General features: G+C 49.5%; 28 protein-coding genes and 1 pseudogene. 24 read left to right on the top strand and 5 right to left on the bottom strand.

The features are described 5' to 3' along the window. Positions 1 to 7: 7 nt before the first annotated feature. From P159_RS0113515 to P159_RS20040, 14 genes and pseudogenes are all read left to right on the top strand, one after another. The gene (locus P159_RS0113515; protein ID WP_029544830.1) at positions 8 to 700 is read left to right on the top strand and encodes a YggS family pyridoxal phosphate-dependent enzyme; all 693 of its coding nucleotides are present in this window, start codon (positions 8 to 10) and stop codon (positions 698 to 700) included. 13 nt (positions 701 to 713) lie between these two features. Then, the gene (locus P159_RS0113510) at positions 714 to 1214 is read left to right on the top strand and encodes a cell division protein SepF (protein ID WP_029544829.1); all 501 of its coding nucleotides are present in this window, start codon (positions 714 to 716) and stop codon (positions 1212 to 1214) included. 12 nt (positions 1215 to 1226) lie between these two features. After that, complete coding sequence (proC, locus tag P159_RS0113505) at positions 1227 to 2036, top strand: pyrroline-5-carboxylate reductase (protein WP_029544828.1); 810 nt, start codon at positions 1227 to 1229, stop codon at positions 2034 to 2036. An 18-nt stretch (positions 2037 to 2054) separates the two neighbouring features. Then, positions 2055 to 2855 (top strand): YlmH/Sll1252 family protein, encoded by an 801-nt coding sequence (locus P159_RS0113500; RefSeq protein WP_029544827.1) that lies wholly within the window; start codon positions 2055 to 2057, stop codon positions 2853 to 2855. 26 nt (positions 2856 to 2881) lie between these two features. Continuing rightward, on the top strand, positions 2882 to 3502 hold the full coding sequence (locus P159_RS0113495; RefSeq protein ID WP_051650371.1) for a DivIVA domain-containing protein: 621 nt from the start codon (positions 2882 to 2884) through the stop codon (positions 3500 to 3502). A 6-nt stretch (positions 3503 to 3508) separates the two neighbouring features. Next, positions 3509 to 3958, top strand: coding sequence for a signal peptidase II (gene lspA / locus P159_RS0113490; RefSeq protein ID WP_029544825.1), 450 nt, complete (start codon positions 3509 to 3511; stop codon positions 3956 to 3958). Further along, positions 3958 to 4869, top strand: coding sequence for an RluA family pseudouridine synthase (locus P159_RS0113485; RefSeq protein WP_029544824.1), 912 nt, complete (start codon positions 3958 to 3960; stop codon positions 4867 to 4869). The genes lspA and P159_RS0113485 overlap by 1 nt, the downstream gene beginning before the upstream one ends. Positions 4870 to 4904: 35 nt before the next feature. Beyond that, positions 4905 to 5459 (top strand): bifunctional pyr operon transcriptional regulator/uracil phosphoribosyltransferase PyrR, encoded by a 555-nt coding sequence (pyrR, locus tag P159_RS0113480; RefSeq protein WP_029544823.1) that lies wholly within the window; start codon positions 4905 to 4907, stop codon positions 5457 to 5459. 259 nt (positions 5460 to 5718) lie between these two features. After that, a complete protein-coding gene (locus P159_RS0113475) occupies positions 5719 to 6888 on the top strand; it encodes a sensor histidine kinase (protein WP_185753746.1) in 1170 nt (389 codons plus the stop codon). Positions 6889 to 6921: 33 nt separating this feature from the next. Then, on the top strand, positions 6922 to 8073 hold the full coding sequence (locus P159_RS0113470; RefSeq protein ID WP_029544821.1) for a heparan-alpha-glucosaminide N-acetyltransferase domain-containing protein: 1152 nt from the start codon (positions 6922 to 6924) through the stop codon (positions 8071 to 8073). Between the two features lie 129 nt (positions 8074 to 8202). Then, positions 8203 to 9471, top strand: a complete 1269-nt coding sequence (locus P159_RS0113465; protein ID WP_029544820.1) for an S-layer homology domain-containing protein — start codon at positions 8203 to 8205, stop codon at positions 9469 to 9471. 45 nt (positions 9472 to 9516) lie between these two features. Then, positions 9517 to 10263, top strand: a complete 747-nt coding sequence (locus P159_RS0113460) for a hypothetical protein (RefSeq protein WP_029544819.1) — start codon at positions 9517 to 9519, stop codon at positions 10261 to 10263. Positions 10264 to 10268: 5 nt separating this feature from the next. Then, positions 10269 to 11381: an acyltransferase family protein gene (locus tag P159_RS0113455; RefSeq protein ID WP_029544818.1), complete on the top strand. Its 1113-nt coding sequence runs from the start codon at positions 10269 to 10271 to the stop codon at positions 11379 to 11381. Positions 11382 to 11584: 203 nt separating this feature from the next. Further along, a pseudogene (locus tag P159_RS20040) lies at positions 11585 to 11806 on the top strand (nitroreductase family protein); the annotation flags it as partial. Between the two features lie 33 nt (positions 11807 to 11839). On the opposite strand, the gene P159_RS0113450 reads toward P159_RS20040, so the two are convergent. Beyond that, entirely contained in the window at positions 11840 to 12211 is a 372-nt protein-coding gene (locus P159_RS0113450; protein ID WP_029544817.1) for a MerR family transcriptional regulator, read from the bottom strand. A gap of 472 nt (positions 12212 to 12683) precedes the next feature. Between P159_RS0113450 and P159_RS0113445 the strand changes: the two genes are divergently transcribed. From P159_RS0113445 to P159_RS0113410, 8 genes are all read left to right on the top strand, one after another. After that, positions 12684 to 13541, top strand: coding sequence for an Rpn family recombination-promoting nuclease/putative transposase (locus P159_RS0113445; RefSeq protein WP_051650370.1), 858 nt, complete (start codon positions 12684 to 12686; stop codon positions 13539 to 13541). Positions 13542 to 13697: 156 nt separating this feature from the next. Further along, a complete protein-coding gene (locus tag P159_RS0113440; protein ID WP_029544815.1) occupies positions 13698 to 13922 on the top strand; it encodes a hypothetical protein in 225 nt (74 codons plus the stop codon). Positions 13923 to 14110: 188 nt separating this feature from the next. Continuing rightward, entirely contained in the window at positions 14111 to 14365 is a 255-nt protein-coding gene (locus P159_RS0113435; protein WP_029544814.1) for a type II toxin-antitoxin system HicA family toxin, read from the top strand. Beyond that, positions 14362 to 14712 (top strand): type II toxin-antitoxin system HicB family antitoxin, encoded by a 351-nt coding sequence (locus P159_RS0113430; RefSeq protein ID WP_029544812.1) that lies wholly within the window; start codon positions 14362 to 14364, stop codon positions 14710 to 14712. The genes P159_RS0113435 and P159_RS0113430 overlap by 4 nt, the downstream gene beginning before the upstream one ends. Beyond that, positions 14706 to 15311 carry an alpha/beta hydrolase gene (locus P159_RS0113425; RefSeq protein ID WP_221174099.1) on the top strand — a complete coding sequence of 202 codons (606 nt, stop codon included), beginning with the start codon at positions 14706 to 14708 and terminating at the stop codon, positions 15309 to 15311. Before P159_RS0113430 ends, P159_RS0113425 begins: the two co-directional genes overlap by 7 nt. A 22-nt stretch (positions 15312 to 15333) precedes the next feature. After that, complete coding sequence (locus tag P159_RS0113420) at positions 15334 to 15912, top strand: carboxymuconolactone decarboxylase family protein (RefSeq protein ID WP_072004160.1); 579 nt, start codon at positions 15334 to 15336, stop codon at positions 15910 to 15912. Between the two features lie 488 nt (positions 15913 to 16400). Then, a complete protein-coding gene (locus tag P159_RS0113415) occupies positions 16401 to 21479 on the top strand; it encodes an AAA domain-containing protein (protein ID WP_029544806.1) in 5079 nt (1692 codons plus the stop codon). Positions 21480 to 21481: 2 nt separating this feature from the next. Then, complete coding sequence (locus tag P159_RS0113410; RefSeq protein WP_029544804.1) at positions 21482 to 21730, top strand: PC4/YdbC family ssDNA-binding protein; 249 nt, start codon at positions 21482 to 21484, stop codon at positions 21728 to 21730. 80 nt (positions 21731 to 21810) lie between these two features. Here P159_RS0113410 and P159_RS0113405 read toward each other — a convergent pair whose 3' ends face one another. Further along, entirely contained in the window at positions 21811 to 22251 is a 441-nt protein-coding gene (locus P159_RS0113405; protein WP_029544802.1) for a PBECR4 domain-containing protein, read from the bottom strand. A gap of 343 nt (positions 22252 to 22594) precedes the next feature. Between P159_RS0113405 and P159_RS20755 the strand changes: the two genes are divergently transcribed. Together P159_RS20755 and P159_RS0113400 are read left to right on the top strand one after the other, a co-directional pair. Then, entirely contained in the window at positions 22595 to 22699 is a 105-nt protein-coding gene (locus tag P159_RS20755) for a twin-arginine translocation signal domain-containing protein (protein WP_185753745.1), read from the top strand. 119 nt (positions 22700 to 22818) lie between these two features. Next, on the top strand, positions 22819 to 23094 hold the full coding sequence (locus P159_RS0113400; protein ID WP_051650369.1) for a hypothetical protein: 276 nt from the start codon (positions 22819 to 22821) through the stop codon (positions 23092 to 23094). A gap of 343 nt (positions 23095 to 23437) precedes the next feature. Here the strand turns inward: P159_RS0113400 and P159_RS0113395 are convergent, their stop codons facing one another. The 3 genes from P159_RS0113395 to P159_RS0113385 all read right to left on the bottom strand — a co-directional run bounded on the left by P159_RS0113395 (position 23438) and on the right by P159_RS0113385 (position 25582). Further along, a complete protein-coding gene (locus tag P159_RS0113395; protein WP_029544799.1) occupies positions 23438 to 23800 on the bottom strand; it encodes a hypothetical protein in 363 nt (120 codons plus the stop codon). Positions 23801 to 24432: 632 nt separating this feature from the next. Then, the gene (locus P159_RS19570; RefSeq protein ID WP_080706005.1) at positions 24433 to 24867 is read right to left on the bottom strand and encodes a nucleotidyl transferase AbiEii/AbiGii toxin family protein; all 435 of its coding nucleotides are present in this window, start codon (positions 24865 to 24867) and stop codon (positions 24433 to 24435) included. 121 nt (positions 24868 to 24988) lie between these two features. Continuing rightward, positions 24989 to 25582 carry a hypothetical protein gene (locus tag P159_RS0113385; RefSeq protein WP_029544797.1) on the bottom strand — a complete coding sequence of 198 codons (594 nt, stop codon included), beginning with the start codon at positions 25580 to 25582 and terminating at the stop codon, positions 24989 to 24991. Positions 25583 to 25692: the final 110 nt, after the last annotated feature.

Genomic DNA, 25692 nt, shown 5'->3' with positions numbered 1-25692 from the left:
GGCTTTGATGATAAGGGAGAACTATCAAAAAGTCCTGGACTCCATTGAGGCTGCCAGGGCCAGAAGGACATCGGTGCCCCAGGAAGAACCTGTGCGCCTGATAGCTGTCACCAAGAACCATGATGCAGCCGCCATGCGTGAAGCCATTGACGCAGGGGCGTCAGAGGTGGGGGAAAACCGCATCCAGGAAGCCAGGGGCAAGATCGAGGAGCTTGACCGGCAGGTCACCTGGCATCTTATCGGCCATCTTCAGACCAATAAGGCCAGACAGGCGGTCAGGTACTTTGACCTGATCCATTCCGTGGACAGCCTCCATCTGGCTGAGGCGCTGGAAAAGGAAGCTGAAAAGCAGGGCAAGGTGCAGGACGTGCTCCTGCAGGTGAATCTTGCCCGGGAGGAAAGCAAGTCCGGCCTGGAAAAGGAAGAGCTCCTGGAGGTCTTCCGGCAGGCAGACGGCTTTGAACACCTGCGCATAAGGGGGCTCATGTGCATGGCTCCCAACTATGAGGATGTGGAAATGTGCCGTCCTCTTTTCAGGGAGATGTACGGCATTTACCAAAAGGTAAAGGGAATGGATTGGCAGAGAGCAAAGGTGGACTGCCTGTCCATGGGTATGTCCCATGATTATGAAATAGCCGTGGAAGAAGGGGCCAATATCGTGCGGGTCGGCACAGCCATCTTCGGGCCGCGCCAGTACTAGGGGAGTGAAGGATATGAATATCTTCGATAAAGTTTGCGGGAAAATGGGCCTGATGGACCCGGAGGACGAAAAGGAAGAGCTGGAGGAATACTTCGACGAAGACGAGAAGAAGCCCAGTTTCATGAAGCAGGACGAGGGAAGCAGGATGGATCAGCATAATGAAGGAAGCAGCAGCAACGTAGTGGATTTCCACAGCGCCGCTTCTGCCAGAGAGAGTGCAGCAGCCGCTGTCAAGGTGAAGGTGGTAGTCATTGAGCCCAAGTCCTTTGACGATGCCCAGCAGGTGGCCAACAACCTGAGGGAGAAAAAGCCCGTGGTCATCAACTTCGAGCACACCGATGGCGAGGCTGCCAAGCGCATCATCGACTTCATCAGTGGCACTACCTACGCCCTGAACGGGGAAATCAAGAAGGTGGGGCACAATGTGTTCCTCTGCGCTCCCAGCAATGTGAACGTGAGCTATACGGAAGAAGAGAAGAAGGTATCTGCAGAGATGCCCTGGCTGCAGAAGTAAGGGGAGATGGCGATGCTGGCTGATGTGAAGATTGGCTTTATCGGCGGCGGTGCCATGGCTGAGGCCATCACCGCAGGCCTGGTGGGGAACAAGGTGGTTCCTGCCGGTAATATTTTCATTTCCGACCACAAGGCTGCCCGCTGTGAGGAGCTGGCAGACCGCTACGGCGTCCACGCCAGCGTAGGGGCAGATTTCCTGCCCAAGATGGATTTCCTGATCCTGGCAGTGAAGCCCCAGGTTGCGGCCAAGGCTCTTGAGGAAATCAAGACAGGGCTGGCCAATGAAACGGTGCTGGTTTCCATCGTAGCCGGCCTGACGCTGGCTTCCCTGGAAGAAGCTCTGGGACAGCGTCCCTTGGTGCGGGTGATGCCCAATACCCCCCTGGCTGTAGGGGCAGGCATGACTGCCTTTGCCGTCAATCCGCTGGTGGAGGAGGAGCCCTGCGCTGTGGTGCGGGAGATTTTTGCCTCCAGCGGCGAGGCCATCCAGGTGAAGGAAGAACAGCTTGATGCCGTGACGGGCCTTTCAGGCAGCGGTCCTGCCTATGGCTTCCTGGTGATTGATGCCCTGGCAGACGGCGGCGTAGCCGCTGGCCTCAAAAGGGCTGATGCCATCAAGCTGGCGGCCCAGACCATGCTGGGGGCTGCCCAGATGGTGCTCAAGACCGGCAGTCATCCGGATGTACTGCGGGATCAGGTCACCAGCCCTGCCGGCACCACCATTGAAGGCGTGCGCACCCTGGAGCGGGCAGGCCTCAGGAGCGCCCTGATTGAAGCGGTCATTGCCGCCACGGAAAAATCAAGAGCCCTGGGCAGGAAGTAAGAAGAACAGGTTACAGATATGGCAAAGAATACAGAACAGAAAGAAAAACTCATACGCTTTTACAGGGGCACAGAGGGAGAGGAAACAGCTGTCAAGCTGGTTGATATGGCCGAGCAAGTGCTGCGCAGCCAGAAATTCCGCCTCAGCGGTTTCCTTGACCCCTTTGGCCAGGAAATTGCTGAGACGGTGGCGGCCAACTATCCTGAGCTCAGAGTGGACTTTGAGGGAGGTTACCAGGGGGCAGAGCGCTGCCGCGCAATCTTTGTCCATGGGGACTTCCCAGGGACTCCGGGGGGCTTTGACCTTGACTGTGTGGAAGCCAGGTGGAACGGGCAGTTTGCCCGCCTTTCCCACCGGGATGTGCTGGGGGCCCTCATGAGCCTGGGCCTTGAGCGGGACAGGTTCGGTGATTTGCTGGTGGCCAGCGACTCTGTAAAGATTATCTGCGACAGCAAGATGGCAGAGTATCTGCTGCAGGAACTGAAGCAGATTGGCCCCGTGGGGGTGGAGTGCCAGCGCGCTGCCCTTGACACCATTGCTCCCAGGGAGGAACGGTGCAAGGAGATAAGTGCTACCGTGGCTTCCCTGCGGGTTGACGCCATTGCCGCCGCAGGCTTTGGCTTCTCCCGCAGCCGGGCAGCTTCTGACATTGCCGCTGACAAGCTGAAGATCAACTGGCAGCCGGTGAAGAATGCTTCCCAGACTGTGAAGGAAGGGGATATGCTCTCAATGCGCGGCCGGGGCCGGCTGGAAGTGGCAGAGATCCGCGGCACTACCAAGAAAGGACGCACGGCGCTGACTTTAAGACGTTATTTTTGATTCTGAATCTAATTACGATAGGGGATATGATCTTGCTTACACCAATGGACATACACAACAAAGAATTCAAGCGTAGCTTCCGTGGCTATAACGAAGACGAGATTGACGAGTTCCTGGACCAGGTGGTCAATGACTACGAGAAGCTTTTCCGGGAAAATGACAAACTGAAGGAAGAGACAGCCCGCCTGCGGAAGGAGTCAGAAAGCTATCAGGAAAGGGAAAAGAGCATCAATGACACCCTGCTGCTGGCCCAGAAGACTGCCCAGGAAGTGACGGACAATGCCCGCCAGTCCGCTGCGGACATGAAGGAAAATGCTGCCAAAGAATGTGAGAATATGCGCCAGGAAGCGGAGATGGAGGCCCAGAAGAAACTGGACGAGGCTACAAGCAGAGTCCGTGCCATCGTTTCCGAGTACGACCGTCTGGTGCGGGAAAAGAACCAGTTCCTGCGCAAGGTGAAACTTACCATGGAATCTGAGCTGGCTGTGCTGAACCAGACCATCAATGAACTGCCCAACCCCGAGGCAGAAGAAAAGGCACGGGCTGAGGTTTCTGTGGAAGTCACTCCCCAGGAGAGGGAGTCCCTGGGACAGGCCGTCGCTCAGGAAGAAGTGCCTGACGAGCAGGCACAGCCCCAGGAGGCCTGAGCTTAGTTGGCAGCGGCATTTCTGTTTTTCGGGGTATTGGCGCTGGATCAGCTGGTGAAGGGACTTATCCAGGTAAGCTATCTGCCGGGAGAATCCACGCCGATAATAAAGGGCATCTTTCACATCACTTATGTGCTTAATCCCGGGGCGGCCTTTGGCCTGCTGGAGAACCAGACCTGGTTTTTCATCCTGGCTGCGGCTGCCATCAGTCTGGGCTTTATCTGGTATTATCCCCGCCTGAAGAAAGAATGCGGCTTCCTGCATTATGGCTGTGTGGCATTGGTGGCGGGAGCCATGGGCAATCTCATTGACCGCATGAAGACGGGGCTGGTGGTGGATTTCCTTGATTTCCGCATCTGGCCGGTGTTCAATCTGGCAGATATTGCCATTGTGCTGGGGGTAATCAGCATGGTTTATGCCATACTTTTCAAGATGCGGGACGAGGATGAGAGCTGATGAACAATCTTTTTGAGGCGGATAAGGACGGGGAAAGGCTGGATGTCTTCCTGGTAAGGCAGGAGCCGGAGCTTTCCCGGGCCCATATCCAGAAAATCATAGCTGCCGGGGATGTGCTGGTGGATGGCAAGGTGCGCAAGGCCAACTTCAGGCTCAAGGCAGGCGCTTCTGTCAGCTTTACTATGCCCGAAGCGGCGCCCATTGAGGTAAAGCCAGAGGACATTCCCCTGGATATCCTCTATGAGGATGGGGATATCATCGTGGTGAACAAGGCCCGGGGCATGGTGGTGCATCCGGCAGCAGGAGTGAGCAGTGGCACTTTGGTGAATGCCTTGCTCTATCACTGCCATGACCTTTCCGGCATCAACGGGGAAATCCGCCCGGGCATAGTCCATCGCCTGGACAAGGATACCTCTGGCGTCATGGTGGCAGCCAAGAACGACAGGGCTCACCTTGACCTGGCAGAGCAGATCAGCGCGAAATCCGCCCATCGCAGCTATCTGGCGGTGGTGCATGGCAATATCAAAGAAGAAGCTGGCATCATCAAAGGCGATATTGGCCGTCATCCCACGGACAGGAAGCGCATGGCCATCGTGCAGGACAACGGCAAGCCTGCGGTGACGCACTTCAAGGTGCTTGAGCGCTTCGGGGACTACACTTTGGTGGAATGCAGGCTGGAAACTGGCCGCACCCATCAGATCAGGGTGCACATGACCAGCATCGGCCATCCTTTGGTCAATGATCCCAAGTACGGCAGCCGCAAGACTCCCTTTGGCATCAAGGGGCAGGCACTGCACTCAAGGCAGCTGACCTTGAAGCATCCAGCCACAGGGGAGGAAATGACCTTTGAGGCGCCGCTGCCGGAGGATATGGAAAAAATCCTTGCGGCTTTGAGAAACCGCAGAAAATAACATATTTTGCAGGGAAATGGAGCAGGAGGGATAATATGCCACAGTTTACTGAAAAGGCAGTGCTTATGGACGGGGAAGCCATCAGGCGTTCACTGGTGAGGATTTCCCATGAAATCGTGGAGAAAAATAAGGGCGTGGAGAATATTGTCCTGGTAGGCATCCGTACCAGAGGCGTGCCCATCGCCGAACGGCTGGCAGATGCCATCGAAAAGATTGAGGGCACCCGTCCGCCCGTGGGCGTGCTGGATATTACCCTCTACCGCGATGATCTGTCTACCCTGGCTTATCAGCCCGTGGTGCGTACCACGGAACTGCCAGTGGATATCTCTGGCAAGATCGTGGTTTTGGTGGATGATGTGCTCTACACGGGCCGCACCATCAGGGCAGCCCTTGATGCGGTGATAGATATGGGCCGTCCCACCACCATCCAGTTGGCGGTGCTCATAGACCGGGGCCATCGGGAACTGCCTATTCGTGCTGATTTCGTGGGCAAGAACGTGCCCACCTCCTCCCATGAGGTGGTCAGCGTACAGCTTGATGCCACCGATGGTGCGGAAAAGGTGGTTATCAGGGAACGGGTGGAAGAATAAGGATTTCCGGAGATTTCGTCTGATTGCCATATAATAGTATATGTCTTGGATATATGGTAAAGATACCCTAAAAGGTTAAGAAATATAATATATTCGGTGACCGAATACTTTAGTTGATGAAAGTATTCGGTCACCGAATTTTTTTAGGAGGGCGCAATGAGGCCGTTTCCATGCAAGAATATTTGCCGGCTGGTCCGGGAAACGGCAGGAATTATGCCCCTCACAGCGAAATTTCACAATGAAGAAGCGGGGTGATTTCATGGCATGCAGGAAGCTTACTAAGCATAATCAAATAAAAGCACTTCTCGACCAGACGCTGGAAACGGTAGAAGCCAACAAGGCCCAGGCGTACAATCTCTATGAGGCCAGCTGCAAGGAAGTAGATGAACAGAAGGAGCGCATCAAAGCCATCAGGCAGGAACTGTCTGTGCTGATCCAGAAAGTAGACAGGGCCGAAAAAGAATTGCAGCGAGGGCGCCAGGGCTTGGTGGGAGCAAGCAAGAATTTTTCCGAACGGGATATGCAGGACCTGGTGGCAGATGTGGCACATCTTCAGGAGGAATGGCAGGAGCTGAAAGACCGGGAAGATGCCCTGCGCAAGGAACGTGATGAAATGGAAATACGGCTGCATCGCCTGGTGGACATGAGGAAGGAAAGCGAGAACCTGGTCGTAACCATAGGCTCTGTGGCGGGCTTCCTGAATGCCAAGCTGAGCGGGGTGGCAGAGGAACTGGAATCTGCCCAGCACGGAGCCGAGATAGGCATGCAGATTATCCAGGCCCAGGAGGAAGAACGCAAGCGCATTTCCCGGGACCTGCACGATAGTGTGGCTCAGGACCTGGCCACCATCAAGATGGACCTGGGCTTTGGAGAGCTGATGTTCGAAAAAGGCAGGATTGATGAAGGCAGGAAGATTGTGTCAAGGTCCAAGGAGTTCATTGGGGACTGCATCACCAATGTCAGGCAGGTCATCTTTGACATGCACCCCATGGCTCTGGATGATCAGGGCTTTGCGCCTGCGGTGCATCAACTCTGCCAGAGCATGGAAAGGCGGGGCTTTCTCTATGCCAATTACGAGGTCATGGGGGAAGCTTATGCTTTTGCCAAGCACATTGAAGCAGGCCTTTACCGCATCATTCAGGAGTGCTTCAATAATATTGTCAAGCATTCAGGGCAGAACAGGGCTTCTGTCAGGATCCACTATACTCCCTCTGCGCTGAATATCCTGGTCAAGGATAAGGGCAAGGGATTCAACCAGGATATAGACGTCAATGCAGAGGCCACAGGTGAGATGAAGCACTATGGCCTGGTGGGGATCATCGAGCGGGCCAGGCATATAGGTGCCCAGATACAGATCACCCCCAAGCTGGGCGAGGGCGTCAAAATCCGCATCGTGGTGCAGAAAAAACAGACTGCTGCAGCCAGTTAGCACTGGCTGCAGCAAATTCCGGGAGGCAGGAGCATGGCAGGCAAAGGAAATGTTGCGGTTTTCAGCAAAAAACGCCGCTGGGCGGAAATCGATATCTTCCGCGGGCTGGCTATATCCTGCATGCTGATAGTCAATGCCCTGCCTGATTTTTCGGAGGCTTATCCCCTGCTGCTGCATTCCAGCTGGGAAGGAATCACTCTGGCTGACCTGGCGTTCCCGGGCTTTGTCTTTGCCATGGGCCTGTCCGCTTCCCTGTGGTTCCCGAAACATGGCAGGGAAGCTGCCCTGAAGAAGGCTGCTGTCATCTTGCGGCGGGGCATGATCTTGTTTTTGCTTGGCTATGTCCTGAATCAGGTTCCTTTGCTTTTGCAGCATGTATTCTATCCGGAAGCAGGTGCTTCCCTTTGGGAGGAGATGGCAAGTCACGGGCGCATATTGGGAGTCCTGCAGAGGCTGGGACTGGTATATGCCTGCGGCATGTTTGCCGCCTGGCGGCTGAAAGGAGACGTCTCTCTGGGGTCCTTTGCCCTGCTGCTTCTGGCGGTGTCCTCCCTGGGCTTCCATCTCTACTCCCCTGCTGCTCCCTTCAGCCAGGAAGGCAATATCAGCATGGCCGTGGACAGCATCTTTCCCGGCAAGGAGCACTGCTATATGCAGGGAGATTCTGACCCGGAAGGGCTGTATGGCACTCTGGCAGCCACCGCTTCTTTCCTGTGGGGGATGCTGGCCGGCCGGTGGCTGACCAGGGGCGGGGCTGGCGTTCTTGCCTTGGCGGGGGTGGCACTTTTGCTGGCAGGGGGCCTGTGGAGCTGCCAGGATATTGTCTGCAAAGCTCTGTGGACAGCACCCTATGTGCTCCTGACCAGCGGCGGGTTCATGCTGCTCTTGTTCTTGCTGCAGCAGCTGCTGGGCTGGGGGCCTGACCTGGCTGTCTTATTTGCTCCCTGCCGCATCATGGGGAGCAATCCCCTGCTGCTGTATATTTTCACGGAAATATCACTCATGCTGCTTTGGACCATAAAGACTTCTTCCGGGCAGCTCTTATATGCCTGGCTCTGGGAGAACTCCCTGAAGGGGGTAGTGAGCGTGCCCTTCAGCATTTTTTTGTTTGCTTTCCTCTGGCTGGCCTTATGGCTGCTGGCGGCAGGATATCTTGCCAGGAAGCATATCTTTCTCAGAGTTTGAGGAAAACCTAAAATCCTTTTTGGTGCAGAAGCAGGAGTTATGCCCTTTTTAGCGAAATTCTGTAAACTATAAAACATAGCTGAAATGACTTAACAACATGCTTAAATGACTTACTAAGGGGGAATCCCCATGAATATGATGCTTGTTTATGGCATGTTTTTTGCTTTGGCAGCCTGGTGGACCGGCACTGCTTTCGCTGCCGCCAATCCTTTCTCTGATGTCCCTGCTGATCACTGGGCTTATGAGGCTGTAACCCAGTTGGCTGCTGAGGGAGTCATCGAGGGCTATGGGGACAGCACCTTCCGCGGCGGCCGCAGTATTACCCGCTATGAGATGGCCCAGATGGTGGCCAGGGCCATGGCCAGGAATGATGTTTCTGCTGCAGACAAGGCGGTGATTGACAAGCTGGCCGCTGAGTTCGCTGATGAGCTTGGCAGCCTGGGGGTCCGTGTGGCAGGTTTGGAGCGCAACGCTGACCTGGTCAGGTGGAAAGGCAAGCTGGAGTATAAGTACACCCGCCTTGAGGAGAAGAACGGAGACGGAACCAGAGAGAAAGAGAAGTACGACGAGCTCCTTTTGCGCCTGGAGCCTTCCGCTGAGATAAATGAGCACTGGCAGGTGCATGGCCGTATTGATACCTACCTTGATATGTCGGAAGATAAGAATATTGACGGCTACGACTTCCGCCTGAGGCGGGCCTGGGCACAGGGTGATTACAAGCATATCTCCCTTCGCTTTGGCAGGTTCAATATGTACGGTGATGACAGCATCAACGACACCACCATGTCCGGCGCTGATGTGACGGTAGGCAGTGCCGACAAGCTTTCCGGCGTCATCGGCGGCGGCCGCAGTGCCTGGGCTTTTGAATTCCTTGACGGCGATGAGCCCAATGACGTGTTCTATGCCGGCGTTGACTACAACAAGGCGAAGAATAAGGGCGTGTTCGGCGCTGCCCGCTATTTTCGCTATAACAACGACACCAGGCTGATTGATGGTGACGCGGAGGCAAAAAGGAATAATATCTGGCAGCTGATGGCTGGCTACAAGTTTGACGAAAACAGCACGCTGCAGGGTTATTATGCCAAGAGCGATCGTGATATAGCGGGCTGGGAAGGAAATTCCCGGTCTTACAATATCGAATTTGACTACAAGGGTGCCCAGCAGGAGAACAAAGGCACCTGGGGTGCCTGGGTGGCATACCGCCACGCCGGACTCACTGCTACCCCCTACGGCACCTGGGACGTCATATATGACTGGACCAAGGGCTGGGATATAGGGGTGAATTACACTCTGATGAAGAATATGGTCGGCACGCTGAGGTACGGCGATGGCAAGCTGATCGGCAAAGATGAGGACAAAGTCCGTCAGTTCATGGGCCGCCTTGAATTTTTCTTCTGAGAAATACAGGCCGGCTGGAGATAAAGTGAGGGGAGAGATTAGGGGATGTACTATTCTGTCATTGGCATTCTGGCAGCTATGATATTGCTCATTGAGAATCATGACATACTGTTTAACAGCGACTCCACTACCCAGATGCCTTCCTGGAAGGTTTACCGGAATTTCCTGTTCGCGGTGCTGTTTTATTATCTGACAGATATTACCTGGGGGCTTTTTGAACATCTGAAAATGGCAGATCTATTGTATGTGGATACAATCCTCTACTTTTTTGCCATGGCCTCAGGGGTGTATTTTTGGGCCCAATACACGGTGGCTTACTTGAATGACGAGACAGCTTTCGGAAAGATCCTGGTCTTCCTTGGGCGCGCCGTGGCAGGAATGATCCTCCTGGCCAATCTCATAAACATCTTTGTGCCCATTTACTTCACCATCGATGAGAACAGCGTGTATGAGGGCCTGATGCTGCGGGATGTCATGCTGGTGGTGCAGATCATGCTGCTCATCATGATTTCGCTGTATGCCTTTTCGGCCATTGGCAGGCAGCCGAAGGAGAAAAAGGCAAGATACAGGACCATAGCACTCTTTGGCTTCATCATGGCGCTGTTCCTGACTATCCAGTTCTGGAACGCTTATCTTCCCCTTTATTCCTGCGCCTACATGATGGGCACCTGCCTGCTGCATACCTTTGTCATCAATAATGAGCGCCAGGAGTACCAGGAGATGAAGAAGATGGTCACTGATTTGAAAAAAGAGATTCTAAACATCAATGATAAATGGTCGAAGAGGGATTGAGGATTTTGCAAGCAGATAAGGGCAGACGACTATATTTCCTGGATAATCTGAAATGGTTCATCATCTGGCTCATGGTGGTGTTCCATGCAGCTATGTGCTACATGGCCTATGCACCGGAATGGTGGTATGTGGTGGACAAGGCTGACCCGTCCTTCGGGGCGACGGCCTTTGTGTGCTGGGCTGATGTCTTCATCATGCCCACCATGTTTTTCGTGTCGGGGTACTTTGGCCTGAGGTCACTGGCCCGCTATGACCTGGGGAGCTTCTGGCGGGGGAAGCTGAGGCGGATCATCGGGCCCTGGCTTTTCGGGGCTGTGTGCATAGCGCCCCTGGTGACTTATATCACTCTGGCCAGCCGCAATTCCCCCATGGGGTTCTATGAGTTCTACACCACCCTCTTTTGGGGCGTGTTCTACCAGCAGGCCCAGTATTGGTACCTTGGGGCCCTCACAGCCTTGTATGTGCTCCTGATGGCGGCCTGCCAGGCCATGCCTTCCCTGAAAGAGCGCAGGGAAGCCGGCGTGCCGGGAATAGCTTTCTTTCTGGGGCTGTTTGCTGTATGTGCCATAAGCATCGGCCTGGTCAGCTCCTATATGCACCCGGATACCTGGAAGTATTTCGCCTATATCTTGGTACTGCAGCCCGTGCGCATCGTGAGCTACATTGCCGTGTTCTTTGCCGGGGCCTGGGCCTGGAAGAAGCGCTGGTTTGAAGCAGGCGGGTACTGCCCGTCTGCAGGGCGGTGGGGTCTCCCCTTCCTGCTGACAGGAGGCATCTACCTGTGGCAGAAGCTTTTCCTGGCAGCCTATGGACTGGAAGCCTGGCAATTGGTCTGGGTGGGAGCAGTCATGCAGGCTGCCTTTACCTGCACGGCCCTGTTCTTCCTGCTGGGGCTGTTCAGGCAGTGCTTTGACAGCACCAATGGGATACTGTCAGAGCTCTCCTCCACCTCCTACGCCGTCTACTACCTGCACATGCCCGTGCTTTTCCCCGTAGCCTGGGCTTTTGTGGGGATAGGCATGGGAGTGGGCATGAAGTATCTAAGCGTCTGCGTGCTGACGCTGGGGCTGTGCTTCCTGCTGGGGAAATACGTGCTGAAGCGGCTGCCCAGCTTCTGAGGATAGGCGGCTCACCTGCACGCAGCTTACCATCAGTTCTTTTGCTAAGGTTTGACAGATACCTGCGCCCCTGTCGGATTCAACTGGCAGGGGCGCTTTTATGAGGGGAGGAGAAAGCATTTTATTCGTGCTATAGGAGTTTGGGAAATTGATATCTGGGTGTGAAATCATCAAAATAGTTGACAGAAACGGAGAGGTGTCACATGAACGAAGTCATAAGGTCATTGAGAGAACGCCGGAGCATTCGCAAGTTCAAGCCGGACATGGTACCAAGGGAAAAGATTGAAGCCATCATGGAAACAGGCCTCTATGCCGCCAGTGGCAGGGGGCAGCAGAAGCCCATTGTCATTGCGGTGACTGACAAGGCGCTGCGCGACAGGCTGTCCAAGGTGAACTATATCCAAAGCCCCCTGCCGGATAAATGGCAGGGGGCTTTGGATTATGGGGATATGGGGAATTCATTTGAGAGAGGGGCAATTCTTGGCCAGGAGTTCCTCATAGTGGGCAATCTTGTAGTCCAGCCTTTCCATGGTGGCTTTGAGCTGGTCGTACTGCTCCTGCAGGCGGGCGCGCTGCTCCACCAGGATTTCCTTGCGGGCTGCTTCCGTGCCTTCCTGGAAGAACAGCTCCACATATTCGATGAGGGCTTCCACCTGCACGCCGGCGCTGCGCATGCATTTGGAAAACTCCACCCAGCCGCAGGCCTGCTCATCAAAATCCCGGATGCCGTTCTCCTTGCGGGGCACATGGGGGATAAGGCCGATGCGCTCATAATAGCGGATGGTATCGGGGGAGACGTCGTATTTCTCGCTGACTTCCTTGATGGTCATGAAAAGCACCTCGCTAACCGTAAATTCTTGCTGATGGCATAAGTTTAGCACTTGGAGTACGCTCCAGGTCAATAGTTTGCTGAAAAAATTTTTGAAAAAATTTCCTACCAAAATCCCTTGACTTGAAGTCAAGCACACTACTTTTCATCTTACCGCAGGACGTATCCTTTCTGCCCTTGGCATTGCTTGGGTTGTGGGACTTTTTCTGTGTAGGGGCTATGGGATTTTTTGGGGGCAGTCGGTCAGTGGTCGGTCACGGAGCGTTTTTCGTTTGCGGGGGCAGGTTCTTCTTCCAGCAGGAGTAGCTGGCCCTGGCTCCCAAGAGTTTCTGCCAGTTTTCCTGGCTGGGAGCTATGTAGGGGTGCTTTTTGGGGTGGCTCCCGGCCTGCCGACCGGCCTTTTTTCATAGGGAAATCTTGCCTTTTAGGTGCCGAAGTCATAAAATAAAGATAATGAAACAGGAGGACTGACCATGGCAGATTTTCGCATCAACCGCACCAATGATGCAGTATTCAAAGCAATCTTTGCAAAATACCCCAAGATAACCCTGGCCCTTATCAATGCTTTCCTTGAGTTTCAGGGTACGGAACAATTGACGGACATTGAGTTCATTGACCGGGAACTTGATCCTGACGAGTACGAGGGCAAGGAATCCCGCCTTGACATATTGGGGCGCACCGCCTCCGGCACGAAAGTCAATATCGAAATGCAGGTCAACGCTGTCCTGGCCATGGGGGAGCGTTCCCTGTTCTACTGGGCGCGGAATTACGCTGACCTCAAGCGTGGGGAGAAATATGATCAGCTAAACCGCACCATAGCCATCAATATCCTGGGCTTCAACCTTTTCGATGAAGCAAAGTACCCGGATATGCACAGCTGCTTTGGCATCTATGACATCAAGACCAAGTGCCAGCTGACGGACAAGCTGGAAATACATTTCCTTGAGCTTTTGAAATTCAAGAGCAAAAGCGTGAAAGACATGACTCGCATGGAAAAATGGGCGGCCTACTTCTCTCCTGCCACCACCGATGAAGAACTGGCGGAGATTGCCGCAAGCGAAGAAGCAATACGGGAAGCGATGGAGGTGGAAGACGTGTTCACCATAGACGAAGTGGCAAAGAGGTCTTATGAGAAGGCCGAGAAATTCCGCCGCGATCAGGCGGCACAGCTGGAATATGCTGAAAAGAAGGGCGAGGAAAAAGGCATAAAGGCCATGATAATTACCTTGAAGGAACTCAATGTGGACAAGGCCACAACCGCAGACAAACTTATGGCCCGCTTCGGCCTCCAGCCCAAGGTGGCCCAAGGGTATGTAGAAGCCAACTGGTAAAAGATGTAAAGCTCCGGGAGACCGGGGCTTTTCTTGTATATGTGTGGCTGGCATAGGGGAGGCAGCTTAGCTTTGTAAAACCTTTAGAAAATAAATTGGTGATAGGGCCTTGACTTGAAGTTCACTCCAAGGCGTAGACTACACGATATCAGCCAAATGACAGTGTGTTTTCTCATCATCATCTTCAATGACAATGACATGAGTATTGCTGAGGTCCACGGCGGCATGTATAAAGGCTTCCGTGAACTGCGGGAGATGAAGGTGCTGAATTTCGGCCTGCCCAAGAAATTCTACGACCGCTATGACTATGAGGCGCTGGCCAGGGAACACCACCTCACGGCAGAGCAGGTGGCGGAGGATGTTATGAAGGTTCTGGGGTGATTTTCTAAGTCAGGCAGGAAATTGCAGTTCATGGGCTTTTGCAGTTGGCTTTGCAACGTGCTGCTATGAGTGCCTTTGTAGGAGGATTGGCACGAAAAGAGTATTAAGAGTAATTGCGTCCATTAGTAACTATATTTAGTTGCTGATGGACGAAAAAAATGTTATAATCTTCGCAAAGAAGGGATACTATGGGCAAGAAAGATAAGCTGATTGAGCGGCTTAAATCAAAGCCGAAGGATTTTACCTTTGCGGAAACAGAGTCATTGCTTGAATGCCTTGGTTATGTGCGAAATGACAAGGGGAGGACGAGCGGCTCCAGAATAGCTTTCAAGAATCCGCAGCATAAGACAATCATGCTGCACAAGCCGCATCCACGCAAGGAATTGCTGGAATATCAGGTCAAGGAACTCATTAGGACATTAGACGAGGAGGGGCTGCTATGAGTAGTACTATGCGCTATAAGGGCTATATTGGCTCAGTGGAGTTTTCGGAAAGTGACGGCGTATTCTATGGCAAAGTGCTGGGCATACATTCCCTTATATCCTATGAGGGGGAAAATGCGGCAGACTTGGTGGCTGATTTTCATGGAGCTGTGGACGAATACCTGGCTATGTGCCAGGAGGATGGCGTGGCCCCGGAAACAGCCTACAAGGGCAGCTTCAATGTGCGCATAACGCCTCAGCTCCATGAGAAGCTGGCAATTTATGCACAGGATCAGGGCATAAGCCTGAACAGGCTGGTTGAAGCAGCTTTGCAGGCGTATAAACCCTTGGAGGGTGGAGTATGCTGACGGAGTTGGTCATATACATTCATGGCAAGGGTGGAACTGCTGAGGAAGCGGAGCATTACAGGGCACTGTTTCCTGAGGCGGAGGTGCTGGGCTTTGATTATCAGTCCCGGACACCATGGGAGGCAGAGGCGGAATTTCAGGCCTATTATGATAAAGTGGCGGCAGGCCATGGGCCTGTTCATGTTATCGCCAACAGCATAGGGGCTTTCTTTGCCATGTGCGCTCTGAGCGGGAAGAAAATCCACCAGGCGTTCTTCATATCTCCCATAGCAGATATGGAAAAACTCATTTTGAATATGATGTCCTGGGCGAAGGTGACAGAGGCAGAGCTGCGGGAGAAGAAGGAGATTGCGACAGATTTTGGCGAAAAACTGTCCTGGGAGTACCTAAATTATGTGCGCCAGAATCCAATCAAGTGGACTGTGCCCACCCATGTGCTGTACGGCGCGAACGACCATCTGATGCCAAGGGAAGTCATCGCCGGTTTCGTGGAGAAGATTGGCGGTACGCTTACCGTGATGGAAGGCGGCGAGCATTGGTTCCACACGGAGGAGCAGATGGCCTTTCTGGATAAGTGGATCATGGAACATAGAGAATAATTGGACCTCAATCAAACATCACTTGCAGTCGGCCAAGAAGAACGGTGTCACCCGTGAGGAAATGGCCGAGGTCATCACCCAGCTTGGTTTCTACGCTGGCTGGCCCAAGGCCTGGGTGGCCTTCAATCTGGCCAAGGAAGTGTATAACGAGTCAGTGAAGGACACGCTTGCAGGCGATAAATTTGATTTGGAAACTATCAGGCAGACCAGCCTATTCCCCGTGGGAGGCGAAAATGTCAACTATGCCCAGTATTTTGACGGCAAGAGCTATCTGAATATGCTTTCCCTTGACCAGGTCATCATAGGCAATGTGACTTTCGAGCCTGGCTGCCGCACTCACTGGCATATCCATCACGCCGACAAGGGCGGCGGACAGATGCTCCTTGTCACCGCAGGCCGGGGCTGGTATCAGGAATGGGGCCAGCCCACGCGGGAACTGATGCCCGGCGATGTGGTGCATATCCCTGCAGGCATCAGGCACTGGCATGGAGCCGCCAAGGATTCCGCCTTCCAGCACATCGCCATCGAAGTGCCGGGGGAGAATACCAGGAACGAATGGTGCGAGCCGGTGGATGAGAAGGAATACATGGACCTGCCATAAGTAAAATGAATCAGCAAAGTCCCCTGCGAATGGGTACAGAGCAGGGCATCATTCTGGGGGATTACGAAAAGGAAATCGGTCACCGTATCCGTAGACCGACATTATCGACTGAGTTGGCAAATTATATATGAGCTAAAAAGCATAAAACAAACGAATAGATAAAGATAATACTTGATATTGCTAATGTTTTCTGTTGCCCGGAGGTAGTATACAACAATCTACAGAAGGATATTCAGCATGTGGGGCGAATAGTAATCCTATAAGTGCAATAAATTGATTAACGGGAGAGACCATCATGCTGTAGAAGAAGTATGAATTTGAATAGCTAGCTGCAATGGAGAATGCAGTCGATTCTTTGCTCTATGTCTACATTACTAGTTTTACCTAGGAAACTTTCAGATTATTTTCTGGCAAAGCGCAGAAGATGCTGTGTATAAGGCCTTAGGTGTCGAATAAATCGAGAGATAAGAGTTTAGAGATGGTGGAATATGCAGAATAGTAAAAATGGAAAAAGAAACGATGTAACACAAACGGAAATTTCTGCTCGTGTGACATCGTTATTCAAATATATCCAAGAACTGAATAAATTAAAGCAGAAAACAATTTTGAATGTCAAAGATTATCGTTGGCAGCTATGGTGCTCTGATTTGCCAGATGATCCGGATAATATCAAACTGATTTATCAAGATCGAATGGATGAAGAAAGTGTTGTTATGGATGATGAGCAGGATAATATACTGCTTGCAGTTCATAAAGAAGATTTTAAATCTTGCCCAATGCCGCCTGAAAGCTTAACGGAATGGTTGAAGAATGATGGCTGGAAGGATTATCGTAATAATATAGAATATTTTGACGAAAAAGTTGTGAAGGAAATAGATCCTGATACTGGGGAAGAGATTGAAAAGACTATTACCTTTGATGAGGATTTCAAAAGGACTCAAGATGCTAAAAAATGGGATGGAATTCGTAATCCATGGGTAGCAGATCAAGAACGTATTGCTGGAAATCGTACTATCTTTGACAAGATTTATAGCGAATACTATGCCTTGAAACGTGATGGTGAATCTGAGGAAGTGATTTTGGCAAATGGCATTTTTTGCGATGCACTTAATCCAGCTGTGTGTCATCCTATCTTGACACGTCGTGTCAAATTCGGTTTTGATGCAGACAGTAATACCGTATTTATAAAGGATACGGATATTGAGCCTGAGCTTTATACAGACGTGCTGAAGGCACTGAATGATGTAAATCTGCAGGAACTCAATTCTTTACAGGAAACACTGGCAGAAAATGATTATCATCCATTGGATCGTAATGATATGCCAGGATTTTTGAAGGTTTTGATTCGTCAGCTGTCATCGAACAGTCTTTATTCGGATAATGGTGTTCCGGATAACTGGAAACAGCAAAATCGTTTTCTCCTCTACAATGCACCCTGCTTTATTATCCGAAAAAGGCAGGATGGAACTGTCAGGGCAATTGAGAAAATTATCGAGGCTATTGAATCAGGGGGAGAGATTCCGAAAACTTTGATTGATCTTGTTAGCGGTGGCAAGGCGGATGCACCTTCTGAAGAAAAGGAATACTCCATCGAAGATCAACTGGCAATGGTAGGAGGCGAAAGTGTCGATGTACTGCTTAGCAAAGAAGCTAATCGCGAGCAGATGGAAATTGCTCAACGTATAGAGAACTATAATGCAGTCTTAGTTCAAGGACCTCCTGGCACAGGCAAGACACATACTATCGCCAATCTGCTGGGACATTTCATAGCTCAGGGGAAGAGTGTGCTTGTTACCAGCCATACAACAAAGGCACTGGATGTGCTTAAAGATAAAATAGCGTCAGGTCTGCAGAATCTTTGTGTCTCTTTACTAGATGATTCAAATAAAGACATGGAGACATCTGTTGAAGGTATTACAAGCTTCATGTCTCAGCATTCCTCAAACAGTCTCAAAAAAGAAATGGAGACCATTGGTGAGGAACGTAAAAGTATCATCTCTGGACTGGCAAAAGTCAGAAAAAACATTTTCATGAGCATTCAAAAAGAATGCGCGGCCATTACATATCAAGGAGAAAGTCTTACTCCAACTGAAGCTGCGAAATATGTGGCCATGAATCAAGAGAAGCTGGATTATATTCCTGGCGTCGTTAAGGCAGATTCTGCCCTTCCGTTGACTTTTGATGAGCTGGTTGATTTATATCGCAGTAACGAGATTATAACAGATACGGATGCTGCAGAGTTGAGCTATGATTTGCCTTCGCCGAGTGAATTATTGACGATAACAGAGTTTGAAGAGCTATGTCATAACTTAGCAAGTGTGGAAGCTCATCTGGAATCTATCAATAAAAGTGGAAAGCTGTATGCTAAAGCATCAGTAGAACAACAATACATTCAGTTTCAGATGTTTGGCCGGAACTTTTCTATTGCTTATCCAATTAAGGGCGCTCTTAAGGCACTGAAAGATTACTGCAAGCAGTATGGAGAAATAATGCCTTGGCAGCAGGCGGTCGTTGTTGATGGCAAAGCAGGTGGAGGTTTTAAGACTCGTTGGGAAAGTCTTATCCAGCAAATTGATGTGACCAATGACTTAAGTGCCAGATTAGCAGGTAAAGGTTTAGGTAAGGAGGTTGTTTTTGCTGAAGGCATATTTGCAGATGACTTATTAGAACCACTAAAGGAAGCTAAAGGATTTTTTGTCGAGAATGGCAAGCTGCCATTTATGTTTTCTATTTTTCATAAGACTTGTGATAAGGCATTGAAGTCAGTAAGAGTGTCTGGTAAGGTTCCGTCATCTAGTGAAGACTGCGAACTGGCAATCCTGACAATCGAACTTCGTGCTGCACGAAATACGTGTAACAATTTTTGGAAAGAACTTCTGGTACCGTATGGGGTTTCGGAGTTTCAAATGTTGGGGCCACAGCCGGAACGAGTTGCCATTCAGTATACGAATTTAATCAGAAGATATCTGAATTGGACTATTACGGATTATACTGTTTTCAGTAAATTACTGAAAGAAGTCGGTTTCCCTGAAGATGATGTGTGCGGAATCTCAGAATTCGATTCAGAACAGACTGCATTAACTAAACGATTGACAGCTATCTATGAATCCATTCCATTATGCTGTGATGTGTGTATGGATGTTTGTTCCTTGTCGGTATATAAAAATAAATTGGAACAGATGTCGCAGATTGTGACGAAGGAAAACCGTGTGAATAGCGATATCCTACAGAATATATACCATGCCATAACTACTAGGGATATTGAACGCTACGGATCTTCTTTAGGACAATTGGTTACAGTCTATGATAAGTATAATGTATTGTTTAAACGCAACGATTATCTGAAAAGGTTGCGTCCTTATGCTCCGGACTGGGCTGAGGCTATCAATAAACGTGAAGGTATTCATGGTGAATCTTTGGTGCGTAGTGATATCATGGACGCTTGGAAATGGCGTCAGTTATCTATGCTCATTGAAGAGCTTACTTCGACTCCGCTCAGTGAATATCAGGCGGAGAGTAGGAGAATGAGTAAGGCTTATCGGAAGATTACAGCCGAATATGCTGAGAAGTCTGGATGGTATCGACTGCTTTTGAAGACAGAAAAGGATTTAGACTTGAAGCAGGCATTGCAAGGATGGCGTGTTTTGGTTAAGAAAATCGGTAAAGGAACTGGTAAAAGAGCTCCTGCACTGAAAGCTAAGGCAAGGCAGTTGATGAGTAAATGCCAAAATGCCGTTCCTGCTTGGATTATGCCTATCCACAAGGCTATGGAGAACCTGAATCCAGCCAAGAATATTTTTGATGTCGTTATCGTAGATGAGGCTAGCCAGTCAGATATCTCATCGTTGGCAATACTCTATATGGGCAAGAAACTTATCATTGTTGGCGATGATAAACAGGTTAGTCCGATGGCAGTAGGTATTGATGTTGACAAGATGGTAAATCTGCGACAGATGTATCTTTCTCAGGATATTCCAAACGCTATGATGTATGATGCTCAGACTTCAATTTATGATATTGCCATGACAACGTATCATCCACTGATGCTGAAGGAACACTTCCGCTGTGTACCGGAAATCATTGGTTACAGTAACTGGCTTTCGTATAATGGGAAAATACTACCATTGAGATCAGCCAGCAGCAGCAAGTTATTGCCTGCTGTAGTGAACTATCGTGTGGCAGATGGTATGCGTAGTGGAAAAGGCAAAATCAATGAAGCAGAGGCTAATGCTATCGTTGCATTGATGAAGGCTTGTATGGAGCAGCCGGAGTATGAGGGAAAGAGCTTTGGTGTCATTTCCCTTTTAGGTACAGATCAAGCTAGGTTAATCGAAAAACTCATCAATCAGGATGAAGATATTGATGCCAGGAAAAGAGAAGAAAGACGTATTCTATGTGGGGACTCTTCTAATTTCCAGGGCGATGAACGCGATGTTATCTTCTTAAGCATGGTAGATAGTCCGGAGGTTCCTGCGGAACCATTATCTCTCCGGAATTTTGGCGTTCAAGATTCCATCCGTAAACGCTATAATGTAGCTGCAAGTCGTGCCAGAGATCAGCTTTGGGTGATCAATTCGCTAGACCATAATGTGGATCTTCAAGCTGGAGATATTCGTAAGGGGTTGATTGAGTACGCACTGGATCCCCATAATTTTGTGGTTCGGAAGGACACCGTAACTTCGCTAGCGGATTCTGAGTTTGAAATCCAGGTTGTAATGGCTTTGAAGACTCGCGGATATCATATTGTACAGCAATGGGAAGTCGGTGCCTATCGGATCGATATGGTTGCTGTCTATGGAGATAAAAAGGTTGCCATTGAATGTGATGGAGACAGATATCATAGCTCTCCGGCTCAAGTTCGCAATGATATGGAACGTCAGACTATCTTGGAACGTATTGGCTGGACATTTATCCGCATCCGTGGAAGTGAATACTTCAGACAGCCGGATAAGACGATAGAACGTGTTGTGGGAGAACTGGATTCTTTAGGCATACAGCCTGAATCAACTGAAGAATTATCCGCTTATACGGAAAATGGGGCAGAGCTACTTGAACGTGTAAAGCATAGAGCTGAGCTTTTCTTACATCTGGAATTAGAAGAGGAAGAAGATAATATTGCTACTAGTATGGATAAAGAATCCTCTACTGTAGAAGATGATGCTGTATGTAAAGAAGATAAATCGATTGTAGAGGAGGTTGGTCTAAATGATGTATCAATAGATAAATTTGATGAATCAACGCCCCAAATAACCTATGATAATCAAAGTATGGTTCCTGTCAGAAGTGTTGCAGAAAAAAATAGTGAATTATCTGTGCAGACCAGTTTGTTTTCAGATGTAATGGAACAGTATCCTGTATGCTTGCAAGAAGCAGTTGAGTTACTGATAAAGTACCAGTATCAAGTAATTGATAAGAGCCAAGATATGAATGTGCTGTGGGTCATAGCAACAAAAGATGCTGCTACTGATTTAGCAAATATTTTAGGCGAAAATTACACTATGACATGGAACAAACGTGGCATGATACAGACGGATAATAAATCATTTTTTAGTATAAGGAGCAAATAATTATGCCAAAAGAGAAAAGTGAATTGAAATTTGAAATAGCAAATGAATTAGGGATCATTTCGGAAGGAACAAAAGGTTGGCGCTTTGAATTTAATCGAGTGATATGGAATGGAAGAGATCCTAAGTACGATATTCGTACTTGGGGGCCTAATCATGAGAAAATGGGCAAGGGGATAACTTTATCAGAAGAAGAATTAAGGAAATTAAAAGAGCTTATCGATAGAGAAATTCATTTGTTGGATGAAGAATAAAAAGAGCCGCCACTGACTATAATTAATGACGGAATATAATTAAAAGGATTGTTGCGGTGGTTAGCAACAGTCCTCTTAAATTATGGCAGACTCCGTTTTCTATCACAGCGACATTCCAGGAACAGGTGCAGGTATAGCTTTTGTTGTTCATGATGGATAAGGAAGGTGGCCTGAATGCGTGTCCTTCCAGTCCTTTCAGGGTAGAAGCGGAACAAATCGCCATGCTCCATCAGATGTCCTATCAGTGAGAAATACTCCATGCGATGCTTGACTTTGCCAAAACCAGCACGGTTTATGCTTTTTAACGTGCTCACAGTCATTTTGCCGGACTGGATGCGGTCATAGCCGCTTTTGCCAATGAATCGGCGGTTCTTAGTTATGTGTTGTATGCCGAGCAGGTGGCAAAAGGCTTCACGGTAGAAGATGACATCTAGTACTGTGCCATTGGTCAGGCTATACCGAAATACCCTGTCACACAAGGTCTTTTCGTAATATTGCTGTAAATCTTGTAAATCTGTCATGCAAGTTGTCCCCTAAATAAAAGCAGGGAGGAATGCCGAGCACCTTGCGGGCACAGGACAATTCTTCCCTGCTTGCGAGCAGCGGCGAGTTTCCCTACCCTCGCCGACGGTCAACTCCGCTGTATCTTTATTGTCCCCAAACGGAAGGGATGGCTGCAGCCACTCGTAACAGCCATATATTCTCTTGCTTTAAGGATATACGATTAGCCCTTGTACTGTCAAGCAAATGTTTTGGGCAATAATAGCAATATAAAATTTCGGCAAAAAGCTTGACTTGGAGCCGACTCAAAGTGATAGAGTTAAAGCAGAGTATGCGATATCCAGCATAGGAAAGGAGCCTGTCATGGAAAAGATCACCAGACGCAAGTTCGTGAAAATGGCCGGTGTGGCAGCGGCTGGGACTCAATATGAAAACGGCAGGGGGCGTTGCTGTGGGATAATTCTCTAATGAATTTTGCAAGATTAAAATGGGGCTGTTGCACGTAAGAATAATTTTGGGTGATAGTCGTAATAGATCCAGTCCTCAAACGTATATATAGGCATAGAGAGAACGGAGGGCTGATGACGATGAAAAGGGTATTTTTACTGCTGACTGCGATGATGATCATGATTTCTTCCACCTGCATGGCGTCTTCTTACAAGCTGGTGGAGGCTGAATATAGTGTCCGGGAGGGGGACAGCCTGGATTCTATCGCTGTTGAATATATGGCCAGGAACACCTACGGCCCCAGGGAATTCAGGGAGTTCAAGTCCGGCATCGTCCAGCTCAATGAATGGCTGATGGACAGAGATGTGCAGGCCGGGGATACGGTCCGGGTGAATTACTGGGTCAAGGCAGAGTGATTTGTAGCCTAAGAGAATCTTTTCTGGGTGGACGCATTCGGAGAAATATTTGGACAAATACGCTTGGACGTGGTAGAATAATCGCAGGAGAGCGTTAGATACGTGAAGGAACCCCCAGGGCTAGGTGTATTGGCCTTGGGGGGTCTTGCTGTAATTGAAAATATTTTTCATTTATGTATTGAAAATAATTATCATCTGTGCTATATTATGTACAGGCTTTCGTTAAGCTCTCCTAAATACAATACACAGCCAAAAAGCGGCCGTACTGCTCATGCGGCCGCTTTTTGGTGTGTGAAAGTCTTTTGCGGATAGCGCGCTGGGAGTTTACCTTGTAGCCTTCTTCTTAGGCAACTTTTGCAGCGTCAATCATCTTGAGGACATCTGCATGTGAGATGCTCTTGCCATTGTAAGAATACTTGTTGTCCTTAGACATGAAGCCGGTTCCAAGTACGCCGACGCTCAGGTCATGGGAGATGCCAAGCTGGCTCAAGCCTTTGCCTACAGCTTCCCGCAGCAGGATGTTGACCGGTCCGGCCACGCCGCTCTTGTCGCTCAAAGCGCTGTGGATCTCGGCTACGACTTCTCCGAAGATGCCGCCCTTCTTGGCGAAAGCATCTGCCAGCTGATTGACTTCGGTAAGAGTCCCACCGGATACAAAGTCCAGTTCAAAATCATTCAGCTTCTTGTTGTTCATTGCGTTCTTCATTTTCATCTACTCCCTTCGGTGGTTGACTTTGTTTGTTGTTTTCTGTCTATACATACGCACCGGTGGAGAAAGTATTACAAAGCAGCTTACAAGTTTTTTGATATTTGTCCAGAGCAGCCGCTTGGCATTCAAAAAAAGATTCCAGGAAATCGCAACGGTGGCAACATAGAGGGCAATGTCGCACCAAAGGGTTCCCAGTCCCATGCTTTGGGCTATGCTATGTTTATAACCAAACCTAACAAATAATGTTAAAATTTTTAATAAACTTTACTGCTCACTGATTGTTCTCAACAAGCCGAGTAAGGGCAAGCCCTAACCAAGCAAGCGGTCATCACAATAGCTACTACAGATGGACGTAGCACTACGCCCTCTATCCCATAGGCTATTCGCTATTTGGGAATACTTTTTGAGGTCGTTAGCTTATTTCAAATAGGCGGCTCTGCCGCTGGACGAGATACCCTGCGCCAACTTTGGACATTTTTACGAGCCGAAAGATGATGTCTCCGTCATTCCGCTAGAGAACGAGGCTCTTTTCTCGGCTCAACCTTTCTAAAGTTCAGTCCTCGTAGGTTCGTCACATCTATTATAGCATTGTTTTTAATATTTTTGAATAGTTTGATTATAATTGTTTACTATACCGCATGAGTTTTGCCTGCGAACAAGGACGGCTTGTCGTAAAGACGGACGACAAAGGGAACGGGGTGCAGGGCATATTTCGTTTCGTAAACAGCCCCTGCTGGCGGCTCAGTATCTACCTCCACCTTGATTTTCAAAACTTCATCCTTGGGCAGGCCCTTGGTATCGGCTGCATTGCCGGTAATCTTAATGATTTGTATGCAGGTGCCCCCTTTGATGAAGGCTGACTGAATGGGGCTGATCTTTGTTTTTGGCTTGCGTTCCACTGTCATTTGTAACCCCACAGAGGCCAATTCCTGCCTCATGCCGGAAAGGTAATTTTCCAAATCAAATTCCGGGTTGGGCGACAATAGGGAAAAGTCCATATCCTCCGAAAAACGTTGCAAGCCATGGAAAATACGCAGTGCCGTACCTCCATAGAAAGCACCGATTTGAAAAAACCGCTATGGCTCATGCCGCACAGAGCCACTTCTTGTATGATTTCTTTCAGTGCATTGCGGTAATCCGTGGCATTCCGGCAATCGTACTTCTCCAGCATATCCTGAATAATGGTCATCTTATGGCCACTCCCTTCTCCACCAGTCGGGCCAGCAGCTTTACATTTTGCGAATGATATAGCTTCGTCAGGCTCAGCAGTTTCTCTTGCTGCAAGCTGGCAAATGTCTCCTCATCAAGGCGTAAATCCGCAAACAACATTTCTTTTAGTGCCCCAAGGCTTCTGGCAGGAGGCTTTATGTAAAGCATATCGCAAAGAGCCTTTTCAGGGGAGGCTATAAGATAGCTATATGCACCTTCTTGCTTCCAGTGCACCTTGTGAGGGTATGCCTCTTTTGGAACGTCCCGGTATGAGAAATTGCCCAGGGACGTTTGAAACAGCTTGCTTCTATTTTTGCAAAAGGTGGCAGAGGTGCATGTCTCTACCCGCTCCGGGATAAGGCCATAGCGGGAAAGGGCATAGGAAAAGGAGATGTAGGACGGGCCGTAGATAACCCCCGCTAAAAGATATGCAGGTACATTGGGGTCAGTCTCGTATAATCCCCTGCGTATTTTTATCAAAGAACCATTTTTCACCATGCGTTGAATTCTGGTTTGCGGTGTCCCATAGTCTGACAATTCCAGAAGCAGGTCTTGTGTTGTCCTTATCATAGTATTTCCTCCAATAAGTATCATTATATAATACTTATTGGAGGAAATCAATTTATTTCTCCCCAGCTTCCTGTATCAACCTGTCAAAGTCGTTGACATAGTGCTTGTCA

This window comes from Selenomonas sp. AB3002, assembly GCF_000702545.1.
GTDB lineage: Bacteria > Bacillota > Negativicutes > Selenomonadales > Selenomonadaceae > Selenomonas_B > Selenomonas_B ruminantium_A.
This window is presented reverse-complemented; position numbering and strand designations above follow the sequence as displayed.

What these genes read in the sequence shown, in the direction of transcription:
- P159_RS0113515 (WP_029544830.1), top strand. Translation starts at nt 8, where the DNA reads ATGATAAGGGAGAACTATCAAAAAGTCCTGGACTCCATTGAGGCTGCC.
- P159_RS0113510 (WP_029544829.1), top strand. Translation starts at nt 714, where the DNA reads ATGAATATCTTCGATAAAGTTTGCGGGAAAATGGGCCTGATGGACCCG.
- proC (WP_029544828.1), top strand. Translation starts at nt 1,227, where the DNA reads ATGCTGGCTGATGTGAAGATTGGCTTTATCGGCGGCGGTGCCATGGCT.
- P159_RS0113500 (WP_029544827.1), top strand. Translation starts at nt 2,055, where the DNA reads ATGGCAAAGAATACAGAACAGAAAGAAAAACTCATACGCTTTTACAGG.
- P159_RS0113495 (WP_051650371.1), top strand. Translation starts at nt 2,882, where the DNA reads ATGATCTTGCTTACACCAATGGACATACACAACAAAGAATTCAAGCGT.
- P159_RS0113485 (WP_029544824.1), top strand. Translation starts at nt 3,958, where the DNA reads ATGAACAATCTTTTTGAGGCGGATAAGGACGGGGAAAGGCTGGATGTC.
- pyrR (WP_029544823.1), top strand. Translation starts at nt 4,905, where the DNA reads ATGCCACAGTTTACTGAAAAGGCAGTGCTTATGGACGGGGAAGCCATC.
- P159_RS0113475 (WP_185753746.1), top strand. Translation starts at nt 5,719, where the DNA reads ATGGCATGCAGGAAGCTTACTAAGCATAATCAAATAAAAGCACTTCTC.
- P159_RS0113470 (WP_029544821.1), top strand. Translation starts at nt 6,922, where the DNA reads ATGGCAGGCAAAGGAAATGTTGCGGTTTTCAGCAAAAAACGCCGCTGG.
- P159_RS0113465 (WP_029544820.1), top strand. Translation starts at nt 8,203, where the DNA reads ATGAATATGATGCTTGTTTATGGCATGTTTTTTGCTTTGGCAGCCTGG.
- P159_RS0113460 (WP_029544819.1), top strand. Translation starts at nt 9,517, where the DNA reads ATGTACTATTCTGTCATTGGCATTCTGGCAGCTATGATATTGCTCATT.
- P159_RS0113450 (WP_029544817.1), bottom strand. Translation starts at nt 12,211, where the DNA reads ATGACCATCAAGGAAGTCAGCGAGAAATACGACGTCTCCCCCGATACC.
- P159_RS0113445 (WP_051650370.1), top strand. Translation starts at nt 12,684, where the DNA reads ATGGCAGATTTTCGCATCAACCGCACCAATGATGCAGTATTCAAAGCA.
- P159_RS0113440 (WP_029544815.1), top strand. Translation starts at nt 13,698, where the DNA reads ATGACAGTGTGTTTTCTCATCATCATCTTCAATGACAATGACATGAGT.
- P159_RS0113435 (WP_029544814.1), top strand. Translation starts at nt 14,111, where the DNA reads ATGGGCAAGAAAGATAAGCTGATTGAGCGGCTTAAATCAAAGCCGAAG.
- P159_RS0113430 (WP_029544812.1), top strand. Translation starts at nt 14,362, where the DNA reads ATGAGTAGTACTATGCGCTATAAGGGCTATATTGGCTCAGTGGAGTTT.
- P159_RS0113425 (WP_221174099.1), top strand. Translation starts at nt 14,706, where the DNA reads ATGCTGACGGAGTTGGTCATATACATTCATGGCAAGGGTGGAACTGCT.
- P159_RS0113415 (WP_029544806.1), top strand. Translation starts at nt 16,401, where the DNA reads ATGCAGAATAGTAAAAATGGAAAAAGAAACGATGTAACACAAACGGAA.
- P159_RS0113410 (WP_029544804.1), top strand. Translation starts at nt 21,482, where the DNA reads ATGCCAAAAGAGAAAAGTGAATTGAAATTTGAAATAGCAAATGAATTA.
- P159_RS0113405 (WP_029544802.1), bottom strand. Translation starts at nt 22,251, where the DNA reads ATGACAGATTTACAAGATTTACAGCAATATTACGAAAAGACCTTGTGT.
- P159_RS20755 (WP_185753745.1), top strand. Translation starts at nt 22,595, where the DNA reads ATGGAAAAGATCACCAGACGCAAGTTCGTGAAAATGGCCGGTGTGGCA.
- P159_RS0113400 (WP_051650369.1), top strand. Translation starts at nt 22,819, where the DNA reads ATGAAAAGGGTATTTTTACTGCTGACTGCGATGATGATCATGATTTCT.
- P159_RS0113395 (WP_029544799.1), bottom strand. Translation starts at nt 23,800, where the DNA reads ATGAAGAACGCAATGAACAACAAGAAGCTGAATGATTTTGAACTGGAC.
- P159_RS0113385 (WP_029544797.1), bottom strand. Translation starts at nt 25,582, where the DNA reads ATGATAAGGACAACACAAGACCTGCTTCTGGAATTGTCAGACTATGGG.